Genomic DNA, 16206 nt, shown 5'->3' on the forward strand with positions numbered 1-16206 from the left:
TCAGTCTCCCGAAGGGTCATCCAGCCCGGACGCCAGACGGGCCAGCCAGTATGGATGAAACAGGTTGGGGTGCTCATGCCGGCCATCGGCCCGTTCGACCGGCCTGGAGAAATGACTTTCTGCAGCACTGCGCGCACGCACGCGCTGCCCCCCGGCCCCCGTTCGGTGCGCCTGAACGACAAAGCGGGCCTGACCTGCCGCAGCGGATGATTGCTGCACGTCGTAGTGCCCTGCCAGCCCACGGGCACCCCATGCCTGGCGATCCCGTACCGCATAGGAGTTGGCCAGGGGGTTGGCCTGGCCACCGACCAGATCCCAGCCCGCAGAGGCCTGCACCCAGCGCCAGAACGCCTGGTCGGGAAACGCATCGGGCGGGTTCTGGACGTGATCGTCGGCCAGCACCTGCCGCTCGTGGGCGGGCAGCCAGGCCCAGCCCATGGCGTATTCGCGGAAGTAACAGCCGATCCAGCGGTTCGAGCGCAAGGCATGAAAGGATTGGGTGTCCCCCGCTTCCCAGCGCCCGCCCGCATCCAGGCGCGTGTCGCCGCGGCGCCGAAGTTCGTGGCGCAAGCCCGGACAGCGCGTGCTCACCGGCCATGGATTGCGCGCCGTGTAGTGCCTGGGGCCCAGGAATGGATACAGTGCCGCCAGTGAAGCCAGCCACGACAACGAGGCGGCATCGGGCGCCTGGCGGTGCAGGAAACCGGGCCAGTCGTCGTGCAGGAGTTCCAGTGTCCAGGAGGGCTCGGTATCTTCCGGGTACTGCGCGGCCATGACCGCACGCATCATGGCCAGCCGGCGTTCGGGCAGCTCTTTGGCCAATGTTTCAACCAGCGCCAGTGTGGTGTCGTGCACGAATGTTTCGTGGGCCGCGTACGCCTGCTGCAGGGCACTGCCCTGGCGGACCTGCTGCTCGAGCCCGGCGGCCTGCGCTGCGGCCAGATAGGCCTGACCGTGCGCCGGGCCGAATTCGAGGCCGATCAGGTGCGCCGGGGGATTGCCCCGGGCCAGACGCTGCGCCTCCATGCCCCCGAAATGGGCCCAGCTGCCCAGCGTGACCAGGTGCGCCATGGCAATCTGGTGAGCCCACTGGGCGCGCTGCAGATACGCCACGAAATTCAGCGTACGCGCCTGTACGAGTGCACCACTGTAGGCGGCCGCATCGAGCCCGTGAACCAGCCTCGTCTTTTCGCTCAGTACCTCGCTGGTCGAGAAAAACCGCAACCAGGCCAGACTGACGGCCGCCACCAGCAACAGCCCCAGCACCAGAACCTGCCCGGTCTGGCGAATTGCGCTGTCACGTGCGGATTCGGGATGCATTCTGCTGGCCATGTCACTGCGCGGCATCGGCATTGCCGGTGAACGACTTGAGCGATTTGGCCGCCGTTTGTGCCGCGGCCAATTCGGCCGCAGACTGCGCGACACGCGATTGTTCGGTGCCATCTTCGCCGGCGATTTCACGGGCCATTGCAGCGGTCTGGGCCCGAATCACCTGCCCGAACAACTGATACACGGCAATTGCAGCGACGGCCACGAGGGCCACCACAATCACGTACTCGACCATGGCCTGCCCCGCCTGCCTGACCCGCCGCGCGCCCATACCATAGACCACGGAATACCGGACGAACCTGGAGGAAACGAGGGCTTTCATCTTGGAGGAAGCGGGGGTTTTCATGGCGGACTCCGGCAGGACGGGACAGGCATCCAGTGTCCTGCACCATCCGACCCACCACCATTCGCGCAATCCGAGATGGATAAAAAAACCCCGATGCATGCATCGGGGCTGGTTGAAGATCGACGCGGCTACGTCACCTGCAGTATCAGCACCCCCAGCCCGGCGATCCGGGCCTCGAGCCGATCGCCCACCTGCACGGCGCCGACGCCCGCCGGGGTACCGGTAAACAGCAGGTCGCCAGGCTGCAGTTCGAACAGCGTCGAAAGATAGGCAATCGCTTCGGGCACCGGCCAGATCATGTCGGCCAGATCACCCGACTGGCGCAATTGGTCATTGACCCGCAATTCGATCACCCCGGAGGACAATGCCCCTACCCGCGCAACGGGGTGCAAAGGCCCCATGGGGGCGCTGTAATCAAAAGCCTTTGCGGTTTCCCAGGGCCGGCCCGCCTTTTTCGCGGCAGCCTGCAGATCGCGGCGCGTCATGTCCAGCCCGATGGCGTATCCCCATACGGCCGCAGCCGCCTGTTCGATGGACAGATCACGGCCACCCGCCGCCAGCGCCACCACCAGTTCGACCTCGTGGTGGAGATCCTGTGTGCCCGGCGGATACGGCAGTGCGCCGCGGGTGGCCTCGGGTACGCTGAAGGCGGCATCGGCCGGCTTGGCAAAGAAAAATGGCAGCTCGCGACCCGACGCGCCCATTTCACGGGCATGATCGGCATAATTGCGCCCCACACAATAGATGCGCCGCACCGGGAAGCGGGCCGTACTGCCGGCGATGGCCAGCGTTGGCACAGCTACGTCAGGCAGGGAGAAATGTTCGGATGTCGTCATGGTGGCCTGGCATCAGTCGGGTGAGCCGCCGGCGAACCGTTTCACCGAAGCCATGATTTCCTCCTTGGCGGCATCCAGCCCGGACCAGCCCTGCACCTTCACCCATTTGCCCTTTTCGAGGTCTTTGTAATGCTCGAAAAAGTGCTGGATGCGTGCCAGTTCTTCAGCTGGCAGGTCATCTGCCGAACGCAGATGGCGATACGGCGGATAGAGTTTGTCGACCGGACAGGCCAGCAGTTTGGCATCCCGGCCTGCTTCGTCTTCCATGTTCATCATACCAAGCGCCCTGCAACGGATGACCGCACCGACCTGCACCGGGAACGGCGCCAGCACGAGCACATCGACCGGGTCCCCATCTTCGGACAGGGTTTGTGGAATATAGCCATAGTTGCAAGGATAATGCATGGCCGTGAGCATGAACCGATCGACGAAGACGGCGCCGCTCGCTTTGTCGACCTCGTATTTGACCGGATCGGCATTCATGGGGATTTCGATGACGACATTGAATTCTTCGGGCCGTTTATCCCCCGGCGGGACCTGATTCAGGCTCATTGGGTTTCCTTGTTGATCAAAGAATGAAAGGGCTCAGCGCTGCAGGCTGCGATCGGATGTCTGTGTCATGTCCACGCCAGGCAGCGGCGCGCTGTCAAAATAGAGGTCTTCGGCACGCTTGGCCGGACTCTGCGGCTCGGGCTGCGGCGGCGCTGCCACCCCATCGAGGCTCAGGTAACCCGGATCATCACGCACGTCTGCTGCAGGCAGCATATGCCGGATGGCCGGTATTTCGGCATCTGCCGCCTCACAGGCCTGACGCCAGTGCAGCAGCGCGGACTCGGGCCGCCCGAGGGCATCCTGCAGATTGCCCAGCAGGGCATGCACGTGTGCGTCGGAACGCAGCGCCAGGCTACGCTGCAGATAGTGTTCGCCCTGCCCCCAGAGTTCGGCGGCCAGGCACAATTGGCCAAGAGCCGTCAGCAGGCCCGGGTGCTCCGGACTGGCCTTGAGCCAGAGTTCGGCATGCCCCAGGCGTTTCCTGGCCTGATCGGCATCGCAACGCGCATAGGCCCGCAGCAGGCGGTCGTCGAGCTCCTGATTGAGGGCGGCTTCGAGAATGCGCGCGGATTCATCCGGATGGCCAAAACGCAGCTGGGCTTCGGAACCCGCCAGGGCCACCAGAGGGTCGAGGCGCTCGGCGCTCGACAGGTCACCCCAGAGGGCCCCCCAATCTGCTTCGGATGCCTCGGCCAGGCGCTGCGCGGTGGCTTCGCAGATCAGGCGATGTGCCCGGGGCGCTTCAATGGCGCTGCGTCGTGACAGCAGGCGCGTGATGTCATGAACTTGCCGGGCGTGACCCAGCTGGTGATGTGCGCGCAGGAGCAGGCGCGTGCCATGCAGGAAGCGCGATGAGGCATCCTGCAGCGGTTCGAGCAGTTGCAGCGCCTCGAGGGCACGATTCTGATCCAGCAACATTTCGGCAGTCACCGTGTCGACCACCTGGCGCAGCCGCACATCGGATGCCGCGCCTTCACGAGCCATGGCCAGGGTCTGGTCGCGCCGGGCGTACTCGCCAAGAAGATGCAGGGCGCGTGCCGCACTGAGCCCCGCCAGAACCTTGCGGGGCACCGATGGCGTACGCGACATGAGGGTACCGAGATCCTTTTCGGCCTGCGCATAGCGGCCTTCGAGCGCGTTGATCCAGCCTTTCTCGAGCAGCTCGACATCGCGCTTCTGGGTTCGACGGCCACGCCAGTCGCGCACCCGCTGGGGGCCACGCGCCAGCCACTCGACCAGGCGCAGCACGCCATGCAATACGAAAAAGGCCACGATCAACAGTGCAATCGCCAGACTGATCGAGAGCTCTATACGCCAGGGCTGGGCCAGAATCAGTACATTGCCACCATGATCATTGAGCAGCAAGGCGGCCATGACAGCCGCAGCCAGCAGAACCAGGGTCCAGATGAGGGTACGCATGGCTACCCCTGCTGCGGGTCACGGGTGGGGCGCTCGACTGGCAGCCCCTTGCCGGCCCCGGGCGCCTGAGCCCCCCCATCGGATACCGGCGCATGCAAGGCAGATTGTTCAGCCTCACGGGCAGCGGCCAGAGCGGCCAGGCTGTTTTCCAGGCCGGGCAGCCGGATCTCGATAGGGGTGTCGTGGAGTTCTCTGGCGAGTTTCAACGCCTGGCGCGCGGATTCATCACGCATGTCGTAACGTTCGTCGATGGCCGTTGCCAGGTAGGCCAGCTCGGTACGCCAGATCCGGGACTGCTGCATGAGCAAGGCCAACTGGGCCATCATGACCCGCTGCTTGAGGGCTTCGCGAAAACGCAGCGCCTGCTCGGGCGACATCAGCAAAGCGGCGGGGTCGTCCACCCTGCGCACATCGAACAGTTCGCGCAGGTCGCGGGCCGCCAGGCGCGCGGTTTCCTGGACCTGGCCCCAGGCCTGGCCAGCCATGACCTGCCACTCGGGCGTGCCCGGTGCCGGGCTGGCGGCCGCGGCTTCGTCCTGGGGCCTGGGGGCAGCCGCTTGTGCATCTGCGGCATCGTGGGCTGGCGACTGGCCATCTGCCTTCTCGGGGACCAGCAAGGTGGCCGCCCCGACCAGTTCGGACAGGTGGTTGACTTGTTCGGACAGCACCGGCAGATTGATGGTGGCGACAGCCCGCAGACGGTCGATGTCACCATTGATGGACTGCTGCAGGGCAGCCAGTGCAGGCCGATTGGCCCGGGCCAGCCGCGCCTGCGCAGATTCGAGCGAGATCAGTGCATTGGCGACATTGCCACCCATGGCCAGTTGCTGTTCGGCCATGGCCAGCAGGTGGTCGATATCATTGAGCAACAGCAGGTCGGAACCGCTGTCGGTCATGAGCTGCAGGGCCTGGTCGAGTTCCTGCACCTGGCCATTGGTGGTTTCCAGGGTGGCCTGCAGATCGCGCAGCTGTGCGGCCTGTTGACGCACCTGGCCAAGCGCCTGATCGGCCTGCTCTCGCGTGCGATCCAGCATCTGCTGATAGCCGGCACGCTCTTGCTGGGCATCGGCCAGCAGGGTGCGATACTGCTGATGCTGATAATAGAGCGCGCCCCCCAGAATGACGGCCAGCAGGACCAGCGCGATCGACAGGATCAGCGAGCCGGCCAGGCGGCGGGATGCGGGCTGCCCAGCCGAGGCCCGGCTGGCCGAGGAATCCGGAACCGATGCCGATGAATGGGTATCGACATCAGGGGCTGGCGGGTTCTTGTCGGTATCGGTCATGAGGAGGGCGGGTTCCAAACAGATTGTGCAGCAGCCAATATAGCGCGAAACAGCGAGGATTCATCGGGTGCGCTGATCTGGACGATCGGCGGTGCCGCGCCGGCTTCTTCACAGCGACATTGTAAACGCCGCACGATTCTTTCGTGCAGTGTCACGGCGGCCAGGCCACTTCCGGGCCACGAGACGCCGTGAAAGGCCAGGCTGCGATCGATTGCATCCAGCGCCTCGAGGCTGGTCAACAGCAGCACGAGCGGGTGGCCCCAGGCCAGTCGGCGTGTCACCGTGGCATCCCACAGCACGGGTACACGCCGATAGACCGCATGACAGGACACCGTCCACCCATGGGCGGCCAGGCGGGTCGCCAGCCAGTCGCGACCCTGCTGTGCCCGCAGGATGCGGGCCTGTTGCGGATCTGGCAGGCGTTGCAGCAAGATTTCGAGCAGATGCTCGGAGTCGGGCGCACATCCCGGGCCCGGTGCGAGCACACGGGAGGCGGGTACGCGCTCGCGCAGCGCCTGGGCTGTTGCAGCACCCACTGCGGCGGCCCAGGCCTGGGCGGGCCACTGGGCATGCTGATCGAAGTACGCTTCAACGGCATGCCGGCTGACAAATACGAACAGGTCACCAGGGCCCGGATACGGGCAGGCTCCGGAGACCGTATCGATGCGCAATGCGGGCGCGTCCAGCACATCGCAACCTTCGGCAAGCAGGCGCCGCGCCAGCCCCTGGTTGCGCTCGGCCGGACGCGTGAGCAGGATGCTGACGCTGCGGCTTTCGTGATGGTCTGGAGACTGATGCATGGACGCCGACGTCAGGCCTGGCGATCAGTTCGGCTCGGGTGGGCCCAACCTGGCCAGAATCCGATCTGCGCCCTGGTCGATCAGAGCGTGCGCCAATTGGACGCCCAGTGCTTCACCCTGCTCGGGGGCGCAATGGCCTTCGGCCTTGAAGCAGCACGAACCATCCGGCTCTGCCACCAGTGCCCGCAGGAAGATCTCATCGGCCTGCCAGACGGCATGGGCGGCCAGCGGTACCTGACAGGAGCCGCCCAGAGTACGCGATACGGCCCGCTCGGCCACTACGCAGGCCCGGCTGAGCGCACAGGCCAGGGGCGCCAGCATCGTGGACAGGTCGCTTCGGGACGCCAGCGTCTCGATCCCCAGAGCCCCCTGCCCCGCCGCCGGCAGGCACCATTCAACCGGCAGGAATGAGTGAATCCGTTCGGCCAGGCCAAGCCGCTGCAACCCGGATGCCGCCAGAATAATCGCCGAATAGTCACCCCGGTCGAGCTTGCCAAGACGCGTATCGAGGTTGCCTCGCAGCGGCTTGACCTGCAGGTGAGGAAAGCGGGCGCGCAACTGGGCTTCGCGCCGCAGGCTGGACGTGCCCACGACCGAGCCCGCCGGCAGCGCATCGAGGCCGCCGCCGACCGGGCATACCAGGGCATCCCGTGGGTCGGCCCGCTCCAGGATTGCAGACAGCTGAAAGGGCTCGGCAAGATCCACCGGCACGTCCTTGAGCGAATGTACGGCCAGATCTGCGCGGCCATCGAGAAGGGCGAGTTCGAGCTCCTTGATGAACAGGCCCTTGCCGCCCACCTTGGACAGGCTGCGATCGAGGATCTGGTCACCACGCGTCGTGAGTTCGAGAAGATCCACCTGACAGGACGGATACAGCGCCTGCAGGCGGCCCTGGACATGGCGGGCCTGCCACAGGGCCAGGCGGCTCGCCCGTGTCGCGATGGTCAGGTGCCGGGGTGCTGCAAGCATGGCCGCCAGCGCCCTACAGCACCGATTTGAGCAGCACGCCCATTTCAGACGGGTTGCGCGTGGTGCGTATCCCGCAGGCTTCCATGACCTCGAGTTTGGCACCGGCCGTGTCTGCGCCGCCCGAAATCAGGGCACCCGCATGGCCCATGCGCTTGCCCGCCGGTGCCGTGACCCCGGCAATGAAGCCCACCACGGGTTTGCTCATGTTCGCCCTGGCCCAGCGGGCGGCATCGACCTCGTCAGGGCCGCCGATTTCGCCGATCATGATGACGGCATCGGTTTCCGGATCGTCGTTGAACATCTTGAGCACATCCACGTGCTTGAGGCCATTGATGGGGTCGCCCCCGATCCCCACCGCACTGGACTGCCCCAGGCCCAGTTCGGTCACCTGGGCGACGGCCTCGTAGGTGAGCGTGCCCGAGCGGCTGACGATGCCGATCCGGCCTTTCCGATGGATATGACCGGGCATGATGCCGATCTTGATTTCATCCGGAGTGATCAGGCCGGGACAGTTGGGCCCGAGCAGCAGTGTTCTGCGGTTCTGGTCCCGCATGCGGTTGCGTACCTCGAGCATGTCGCGCACCGGGATGCCTTCCGTGATGCAGATGACCAGATCGAGATCGGCCTCGACCGCTTCCCAGATCGCTGCCGCGGCACCCGCCGGTGGTACGTAGATGACTGAAACCGTAGCGCCCGTTTGGGCCTTTGCGTCCTGTACGGACGCAAAGATCGGGATGCCTTCGAAATCCTGGCCTGCCTTGCCCGGATGTACCCCAGCCACGAATGCTGCCTGCCCGTTGGCATACTCACGGCACATGCGCGTATGGAACTGGCCCGTCTTGCCGGTGATGCCCTGGGTGATGACCTTGGTGTCCTGGTTGATCAGAATCGACATGGATATTCCTCTGAATGTCTTTATTGTGCGGCGGCGACCACGGCTGTCGCCGCTTCAGCCATGGTATCGGCGCTGATGATGGGCAGGCCGGATTCAGCCAGCATCTGTTTGCCCTTCTGTTCGTTCGTGCCCTTCATGCGTACCACCAGAGGCACGTCCAGGTCCACGGCACGACAGGCCGCAATGACCCCTTCGGCAATCACATCGCAGCGCATGATGCCACCAAAGATATTCACCAGAATCGCCTTCACGTCCTTGTTGGCCAGCATGATCTTGAAGGCCTCGGTCACCTTTTCTGCCGTTGCGCCACCGCCGACATCCAGAAAATTCGCGGGCTCGCCACCAAACAGCTTGATGCTGTCCATGGTGGCCATGGCCAGGCCAGCGCCATTGACCAGGCAGCCTATGTTGCCCTCCAGCTGAATATAGGCAAGGTCGTATTTGCTGGCTTCGATCTCGGCCGGATCCTCTTCGTCGAGATCCCGGTAGGCCACGATGTCCGGATGCCGGAACAGAGCGTTGGGATCGAAGTTGAACTTGGCATCGAGTGCCTTGATGTTGCCATTGCCTTCCAGAATCAACGGGTTGATCTCGGCCAGGGAGGCATCCGTGTCCCAGTACACTTGATACAGTTTCTTGAATTCGGCAGCCGCCCTGTCTGCCGAAGCCTCGGGCACCCCGATGCCCCGGGCCAGCCCCACAGCCTCTTCATCGGTGAGGCCACGGGTGGGGTCCACGAACACCTTGAGAATTTTCTCGGGGGTCTTTTCGGCCACCTCTTCGATCTCCATGCCACCTTCGCTCGAGGCCATGACGCAGACACGCTGCGTGGCTCGGTCGGTGACGATGCCCACGTAGTACTCTTTCTGGATGTCGGCGCCTTCTTCGACCAGCAGGCGCCGGACCTTCTGCCCCTCGGGCCCCGTCTGATGGGTCACCAGCTGCATGCCCAGAATCTCGTTGGCCAGCATGCGCACTTCGTCGATGGAGCGGGCCAGCTTGACGCCGCCGCCCTTGCCACGGCCCCCGGCATGGATCTGCGCCTTCACGACCCACACCGAACCCCCCAATTGCTCGGCCGCCTTCACGGCTTCGTCGACCGTGAAAGCAGGGATTCCGCGTGGAACCGTCACGCCAAATTTCTGCAGCAATTCCTTGCCCTGGTATTCGTGAATTTTCATGAAAGCGTTACCTGTGATGGATGGAGAAAAAATCAGCCTGTCGCCACGTCTGGCTGCGCCCGTCGCGGGGTGCCTGGCTGCGCCGGCCCCGGGGCATCCGGCCCTTCGTACCAGTCTGGATGATGGACCCGTACCACCGGGCCATCGACCCTCAGGGCATGGCAGCCATCGAGCTGGAAGGGCCGCTTTCCGGGCGTCGGCCGGGTACGCCTGCGCCCCGCCATGGATTGTATGGCCGCAGTCGGCAGGACCTGGGCCAGCTCGGTGACGTGCGTACAGCCTGCAGTACGGCCGAAGCGTTCGCGCACACTCTGACGAAAGCGCTGGAGCAGATTGAGCCCCACCAGATTCTCGTAGGCGGGCGCAATGGCGCTGCAGAATTCGCCATGTGGCGCGGCCTCATAGGCGACTTCGGCGGCCGTGATGGTGTAGTGCTCATCGATGGTGATGCGCAACAGCATGTGATGGACGGGCTGGCCTGCCGGGTGCATGTCGCCCGAGCGTATGGGGAAATCGTACGCCTTCGTGTCCATGAGCTCGGCTTCGAGATCCCACAGACCATCTTCGCGCTCATAGGCCTGAACGTGTATGGATCGGTGGTGCAAAGGCGTGCGGGGGCAATCCGGAGGAGATAGGGGCATCGAAAGGCTTGATGTCTGTCAAACCTTTGGATTATATACGCACCTGTTCAGGCTGCTTCGCGCAGGGTCTGCGCCGCCTGGACCATGTTCAGCAGGGCAGCCCGCGTCTCTGGCCAGCCCCGTGTTTTCAAGCCACAGTCGGGGTTGACCCAGAGGCGTTCGGGGGGCAGGTGCTGTGCGGCCTTGCGCATCAGCCCGATCATCCAGCCCTGCTCGGGAACATTCGGCGAATGAATGTCATATACCCCGGGCCCGATATCGTTTGGATAGGCATAGGCCTCGAACGCATCCAGAAGCTCCATGTTCGAGCGCGAAGTCTCCATGGTGATGACATCCGCGTCCATCGCCGCGATGGCCTCGATGATGTCATTGAATTCCGAATAGCACATATGGGTGTGGATCTGGGTCGCATCCTGTACCCCCCCCGTACTCAAGCGGAAGCAGTCGACGGCCCAGTCCAGATAGGCATCCCAGTCAGCGCGGCGCAAGGGCAGGCCCTCGCGAAACGCCGGCTCGTCGATCTGGATGACCCGTATGCCCGCCTGCTCGAGATCGAGCACCTCGTCGCGAATCGCCAGGGCGATCTGACGGCAGGTCAGGTCACGCGGCTGATCATCGCGTACGAACGACCACTCGAGCAGGGTCACCGGCCCGGTCAGCATCCCCTTGACCGGCTTGTCAGTGAGCGATTGTGCGTAGGCCGACCAGGCCACCGTCATCGGTGCCAGGCGACTGACATCACCATAGATCAAAGGCGGTTTGACGCAGCGCGAACCATAGCTCTGGACCCAGCCGTAGGCGGTGAAGGCAAACCCGGCCAGCAGTTCGCCGAAATATTCCACCATATCGTTGCGTTCGGGTTCCCCGTGCACGAGGACGTCCAGCCCGATCTCTTCCTGCAAGCGGATGACGCGCTCGATTTCTGCGCGTATCGCTTTTTCATAGGCCGCATCGCCCAATGCGCCCGCTCGCCAGTCACGCCGCAGTCGCCGGATATCGCCGGTCTGTGGAAATGAACCGATCGTCGTCGTGGGATAGGCGGGCAATTGCAGGCGTGCCCGCTGGGCCCGGATACGCTGCGCAAATGGCGTGCGCTCGCGCACGATGGCCGCCGAGTCCGCCAGGCGGCGCGCCACATCGGCACGATGGATGCGGGTGGACGCCTGCCGCCTGCGCAATGCGACCCTCTGCTGCTGCAGACAGGCCTGATCGTGCGCATCGCCCCGAGCATCCAGCAGAACCCGCAGCAAACGCAGTTCATCCAGTTTTTGCACCGCAAACGACAGCCAGCTGCGCAATTCGGCATCCAGCCCGGTTTCGGGTGTCACATCGACGGGCACGTGCAGCAGCGAGCACGATGGCGCAAGCCACAGGCGCTCGCCCAGAGCCTGCTGCACCGGAACCAGCGCGGCATGAATCCGGTCCAGATCGGCACGCCAGACATTGCGCCCGTCGATCATCCCCAGCGACAGGATCTGATCGCTGCGCAGGGCCGCCGCCACCGCCTCGATTTGCTGCGGCGCACGAACCCCATCCACGTGCACGCCCTGCACGGGCAATGACTGCAGCAAGGTCAGCTTGTCGAGTACATGACCAAAATAGCTGGTCAAGAGCAGGCTTGGGCCCTGCCGGGCCAGACGCCCGTAGGCAAGTTCAAAGCCCTGAAGCCAGGCGGGCGGCAAATCGAGCGCAAGAATCGGTTCATCGACCTGCACCCAGTCCACACCCTGGCGGCCCAGGCGCTGCAGGACTTGTTCATACACGGTCAGCAGACCCGGCAACAGTTCGAGCTTGGACGCATCGGCCGGCCCACCTGTGTAGGCATCGCCCTTGCCCAGCCACAGCCAGGTCAGCGGACCGGGGATCACGGGCCGCACACGATGGCCCAGAGCCTGTGCCTCCGCCACCTGGTCGAACAGATCCTCGCGGGCGATGCGATACGACTGTCGCGGGTGCAGTTCGGGGGTGATGGTGTGATAGTTGGTATCGAACCATTTGGTCATTTCACAGGCCTGCGCGGGCGTACCCGATGGCGCGCGCCCGCGGGCCATGCGAAACATCGTGTCCAGATCCACATCAGCCCGCTCATCCTGGGCAAAGCGGGCGGGTACCGCGCCCAACAGGCACGTCCATTCCAGGACGTGGTCGTACCAGGCGAAATCACCGACAGGCACCCATTCCAGACCGGCCTGGGCCTGCAGCGCCCAATGCCGTGCCCTGAGCGCCCGCCCGACCTCCAGAAGCCCCGGTTGGTCGAGCCGCCCCGCCCAATAGTCTTCCAGTGCATGTTTCAGTTCACGTTGTGCGCCAATCCTGGGGAACCCCAAATTATGAATAATAGTCATTTTATTTTCCAATTTGAATTATCTTTCCTCAATGAATGGTATTCTGCCGCAAACCGGCTGCAATGAAAAATCAAATCCTGCACATAATCATTGAGAAATATTCATGTTGGAAATACGCCACCTCGAAACTCTGATGGCCATCCGCCAGGGCGGCAGCCTGCAGGAAGCCGCCGAACGCCTGCATGTGACACAATCGGCACTGTCACACCAATTGCGGGATCTCGAAGTCCGCCTCAAGGTCGCCCTGCTCAATCGGCGCACCCGGCCCGCGCGCCTGACCACGGCCGGTTTGCGCCTGGTTGCACTGGCTGAAGACGTCCTGCCGCGCATGCGGGCCGCCGAGCAGGAACTGTCCCGCCTGGCGGCCGGGCGAGCCGGACGCCTGCACGTCGCCATCGATTGCCACTCCTGTTTTCAGTGGTTGATGCCCACGCTGGATACCTTCCGCAAGGATTGGCCCGAGGTTGCGCTCGATCTCACGGCCGCATTTGCCTTTGCACCCCTGCCGGCCTTGCTGCGTGGCGATGTGGATGTGGTCGTGACATCCGACCCTCAGCCCCTCGAGGGGCTTGTCTATGCCAATCTGTTTGCCTATGAGCTGGTACTGGCCGTGTCGAGTCGCAGCCCGCTGGCACAGAGCACCAGCCTGAGCCCGGAGGACCTGCAGGGCCAGACGTTGATCACCTACCCTGTGGAACGCAGCCGCCTGGATGTGTTCACCGGATTTCTCGATCCAGCCGGTGTCGAGCCCCACGCCCTGCGTACGGCAGAACTGACCCCGATGATCGTCCAGCTGGTGCTCAGTGGCCGCGGCGTGGCAGCGCTGCCCAGCTGGACTCTGGACGAATATCGCGATGTCGCGGGGCTGGTGATCTGCCGGCTGGGCAACGGCATCTGGCGTACCCTGCGGGCGGCCGTCAGGCTGGAAGACGAAGCGGCACCGTACCTGCAGGCTTTTGTGAAGCAGGCCCGCGAGACTTCTTTCGCCACCCTGCCCGGCATCCGTGCCACCGAACCGGGTGGTGGCGCCGCGACAGAATGGGCCATGATCGGGCGGCCTTGATGCGCGGCGCGCAAAACGACTCAGGCGTCCGGGTCACGGCGTGCCAGTACGGCACGGATGATATCGGCCGCAAACCCCCGCCCGGCAAGAAACCGGTATTGGCGGGCGTATTCACGGGCTTCGGTCGCGGGTTCGGAAAACCGGCCCTGCCAGACCTGCTGCGCCCGGGCGTATTCGGTGCCCTGCAGCTCGCGCCGCACGGCATCGAGCTCGGCCTCGTCGACGCCCTGCTGGCGCAGGGCCTGGACAATGCGCAAGGTGCCCTGACGAGACGCCTTGGCCCGGACGTAACCCTGGACATAACGGCTGTCGGACTGCCACTGCCCGGCCGCCAGCTCATCGAGCACGGCTTCGATCATGGTGGGGTCTTCGGCGTGCGGTGCCAGTTTGCGCCGGAGTTCGGCCCGTGAGTGCTCCCGTCGCGACAGGTAGCCCACGGCCCGGGCCTTGAGCCGACTGGCTGCAGACCCGGCAACCCCGGAGACGGCTGTGGGTTCAGGGCGCGTCATCGCTCGCGGGCGGCTCGATACGCGCGGCGTCTGCGCGCACGGGCACGCCGAATTGCTCGCGCACGCGGTTTTCGATGTCGAGCGCCATGTCGGGATGCTCTTTGAGATATTCGCGCGCGTTGTCCTTGCCCTGCCCGATGCGCTCGCCGTTGTAGCTGTACCAGGCACCGGCCTTGTCGACGATACCGGCCTGCACACCGAGATCGATGACCTCGCCTTCGCGCGAGATGCCCGCGCCGTACATGATGTCGAACTCGACCTGCTTGAATGGCGGCGCCACCTTGTTCTTGACGACCTTGACCCGGGTTTCGTTGCCCAGGACCTCGTCACCCTTCTTGATGGCGCCGATGCGCCGGATGTCGAGGCGCACGGACGAGTAGAACTTGAGCGCGTTGCCACCCGTGGTGGTTTCCGGGTTGCCGAACATGACGCCGATCTTCATGCGGATCTGGTTGATGAAGATCACCATGCAATTGGCCCGTTTGATGGTGGCCGTGAGCTTGCGCAAGGCCTGGCTCATGAGCCGGGCCTGCAGGCCGGGCAGCGAGTCGCCCATGTCGCCCTCGATTTCGGCCTTGGGCACCAGCGCGGCCACCGAGTCGATCACGATGAGGTCGACCGAACCGGAACGCACCAGGGCATCGGTGATTTCCAGGGCCTGCTCGCCCGTGTCGGGTTGGGAAATGAGCAGATCGGCCAGGTTCACACCCAGCCGCGAGGCATACTGCACGTCGAGCGCGTGTTCAGCATCGATGAACGCGCAGGTGCCACCGATTTTCTGCATTTCCGCAATGACCTGCAGCGTGAGCGTGGTCTTGCCGGAGGATTCGGGGCCATAGACTTCGACCACGCGCCCGCGGGGCAACCCCCCTACGCCCAGAGCGATGTCAAGGCCCAGCGAACCGGTGGAGACGACCTGGATGTCGTGTTCGACCTGGTTGTCGCCATAGCGCATGATGGAGCCCTTGCCGAACTGTTTTTCAATTTGCGACAAGGCGGCTGCCAGGGCCTTGGCGCGTTCTGGATTGACCTTGCCGGAGCGTTCGTCCATGGGGAAGATTCCTGTATGAAGTGATGGCTTGCAGGCGTGCCGGCCTGCATGCCGTTTAAGCGACTCGACGAGATTATGGCATCAAATGATGCTGTATGAAAACCCAGTTGTCACATAATCGACCTATCGCGCCCCGGTTGCGCACGCTCGCCCAAGGCCAGCGCACATCGTTAACCCTGATGCCGGCTGGCCAGCGATCATGTCAAAATGCGCGGTAGCGGGCAGCCTTGTACAGGCCGCTCCTACCCCACGCCCGACTTCCGGAGTGCCTTCTCCGTCATGCGCATCCTGATTGCCGAAGACGACAGCATTCTAGCCAATGGCCTGTCCCGTTCCCTGCGCTGCGACGGCTATGCCGTCGATGTCGTGCACGATGGCTCCAGCGCCGATTCGGCCCTCCAGTTGCAGGCGTTCGACCTGCTCATCCTCGACCTGGGCCTGCCGCGCCTCAATGGCCTGTCGGTACTGCGCAAGCTGCGCCAGCGTGGCACGCCCATCCCGGTGCTGGTCCTGACGGCCGCGGATTCCGTCGAGCAGCGCGTCGAAGGCCTGGACCTCGGCGCCGATGACTACATGTCCAAACCATTTGCACTCAGCGAACTCGAAGCGCGGGTGCGGGCCCTGATACGCCGTCATGGCGGCAGCCGCAGCTCGATCCTGCGCCACGGCCGCCTCAATTTCGATCTGCTCGGGCGCCTGGCGAGCATCGACCAGACGCCTCTCGAACTTTCGGCACGCGAAACCAGCCTGCTCGAGATCTTTCTGTCGCGCAGCGGACGCATGATCAGCAAGCACCAGCTGGTCGATCTGTTGTGTGAATGGGGCGAAGAAGTCACCACCAATGCGATCGAAGTCTATATCCACCGCCTGCGCAAGAAGATCGAACCGGCAGACGTGCATATCATGACAGTCCGCGGCCTGGGCTATTGCCTCGAACCCGACACGCGCACCATGCCGGCCGATTCGACCTCAGCCAGCTGAACCGCA

At 64.2% G+C, this 16206-nt stretch carries 16 protein-coding genes; 2 read left to right on the forward strand and 14 right to left on the reverse strand.

Annotation, left to right across the window (positions count from 1 at the left end):
- The 12 genes from WCY17_RS00920 to metE form a co-directional block, all read right to left on the reverse strand.
- Nucleotides 1-1332 (reverse strand): hypothetical protein, encoded by a 1332-nt coding sequence (locus WCY17_RS00920; RefSeq protein ID WP_372700280.1) that lies wholly within the window; start codon nucleotides 1330-1332, stop codon nucleotides 1-3.
- 1 nt (nucleotide 1333) lies between these two features.
- Nucleotides 1334-1600, reverse strand: coding sequence for a hypothetical protein (locus WCY17_RS00925; protein WP_372700312.1), 267 nt, complete (start codon nucleotides 1598-1600; stop codon nucleotides 1334-1336).
- Nucleotides 1601-1803: 203 nt separating this feature from the next.
- A complete protein-coding gene (locus WCY17_RS00930) occupies nucleotides 1804-2511 on the reverse strand; it encodes a fumarylacetoacetate hydrolase family protein (protein WP_372700281.1) in 708 nt (235 codons plus the stop codon).
- A 12-nt stretch (nucleotides 2512-2523) separates the two neighbouring features.
- Entirely contained in the window at nucleotides 2524-3063 is a 540-nt protein-coding gene (gene ppa / locus WCY17_RS00935) for an inorganic diphosphatase (protein WP_372700282.1), read from the reverse strand.
- Nucleotides 3064-3096: 33 nt separating this feature from the next.
- On the reverse strand, nucleotides 3097-4482 hold the full coding sequence (locus WCY17_RS00940; RefSeq protein ID WP_372700283.1) for a heme biosynthesis HemY N-terminal domain-containing protein: 1386 nt from the start codon (nucleotides 4480-4482) through the stop codon (nucleotides 3097-3099).
- A 2-nt stretch (nucleotides 4483-4484) separates the two neighbouring features.
- Nucleotides 4485-5765: a uroporphyrinogen-III C-methyltransferase gene (locus WCY17_RS00945; RefSeq protein ID WP_372700284.1), complete on the reverse strand. Its 1281-nt coding sequence runs from the start codon at nucleotides 5763-5765 to the stop codon at nucleotides 4485-4487.
- Entirely contained in the window at nucleotides 5762-6565 is an 804-nt protein-coding gene (locus tag WCY17_RS00950; RefSeq protein WP_372700285.1) for a uroporphyrinogen-III synthase, read from the reverse strand. Before WCY17_RS00950 ends, WCY17_RS00945 begins: the two co-directional genes overlap by 4 nt.
- A gap of 24 nt (nucleotides 6566-6589) precedes the next feature.
- Entirely contained in the window at nucleotides 6590-7534 is a 945-nt protein-coding gene (hemC, locus tag WCY17_RS00955) for a hydroxymethylbilane synthase (protein ID WP_372700286.1), read from the reverse strand.
- Between the two features lie 13 nt (nucleotides 7535-7547).
- Nucleotides 7548-8429, reverse strand: a complete 882-nt coding sequence (sucD, locus tag WCY17_RS00960) for a succinate--CoA ligase subunit alpha (RefSeq protein WP_372700287.1) — start codon at nucleotides 8427-8429, stop codon at nucleotides 7548-7550.
- Nucleotides 8430-8449: 20 nt separating this feature from the next.
- Complete coding sequence (sucC, locus tag WCY17_RS00965) at nucleotides 8450-9610, reverse strand: ADP-forming succinate--CoA ligase subunit beta (protein ID WP_372700288.1); 1161 nt, start codon at nucleotides 9608-9610, stop codon at nucleotides 8450-8452.
- Nucleotides 9611-9642: 32 nt separating this feature from the next.
- Nucleotides 9643-10251, reverse strand: coding sequence for a DUF2889 domain-containing protein (locus WCY17_RS00970; RefSeq protein ID WP_372700289.1), 609 nt, complete (start codon nucleotides 10249-10251; stop codon nucleotides 9643-9645).
- Between the two features lie 47 nt (nucleotides 10252-10298).
- Nucleotides 10299-12596, reverse strand: coding sequence for a 5-methyltetrahydropteroyltriglutamate--homocysteine S-methyltransferase (gene metE, locus WCY17_RS00975; RefSeq protein ID WP_372700290.1), 2298 nt, complete (start codon nucleotides 12594-12596; stop codon nucleotides 10299-10301).
- Nucleotides 12597-12699: 103 nt separating this feature from the next.
- Between metE and WCY17_RS00980 the strand changes: the two genes are divergently transcribed.
- The gene (locus WCY17_RS00980) at nucleotides 12700-13659 is read left to right on the forward strand and encodes a LysR substrate-binding domain-containing protein (RefSeq protein ID WP_372700291.1); all 960 of its coding nucleotides are present in this window, start codon (nucleotides 12700-12702) and stop codon (nucleotides 13657-13659) included.
- Between the two features lie 20 nt (nucleotides 13660-13679).
- On the opposite strand, the gene recX is transcribed toward WCY17_RS00980, so the two are convergent.
- Together recX and recA are read right to left on the reverse strand one after the other, a co-directional pair.
- Nucleotides 13680-14168, reverse strand: a complete 489-nt coding sequence (recX, locus tag WCY17_RS00985) for a recombination regulator RecX (protein WP_372700292.1) — start codon at nucleotides 14166-14168, stop codon at nucleotides 13680-13682.
- A complete protein-coding gene (recA, locus tag WCY17_RS00990; protein ID WP_372700293.1) occupies nucleotides 14155-15219 on the reverse strand; it encodes a recombinase RecA in 1065 nt (354 codons plus the stop codon). The genes recX and recA overlap by 14 nt, the downstream gene beginning before the upstream one ends.
- Before the next feature lie 279 nt (nucleotides 15220-15498).
- Between recA and WCY17_RS00995 the strand changes: the two genes are divergently transcribed.
- A complete protein-coding gene (locus tag WCY17_RS00995) occupies nucleotides 15499-16200 on the forward strand; it encodes a response regulator (protein WP_372700294.1) in 702 nt (233 codons plus the stop codon).
- Nucleotides 16201-16206 lie beyond the last annotated feature (6 nt).

Origin of the sequence: Castellaniella sp. (genome assembly GCF_041677825.1) — a bacterium.
GTDB lineage: Bacteria > Pseudomonadota > Gammaproteobacteria > Burkholderiales > Burkholderiaceae_B > Castellaniella.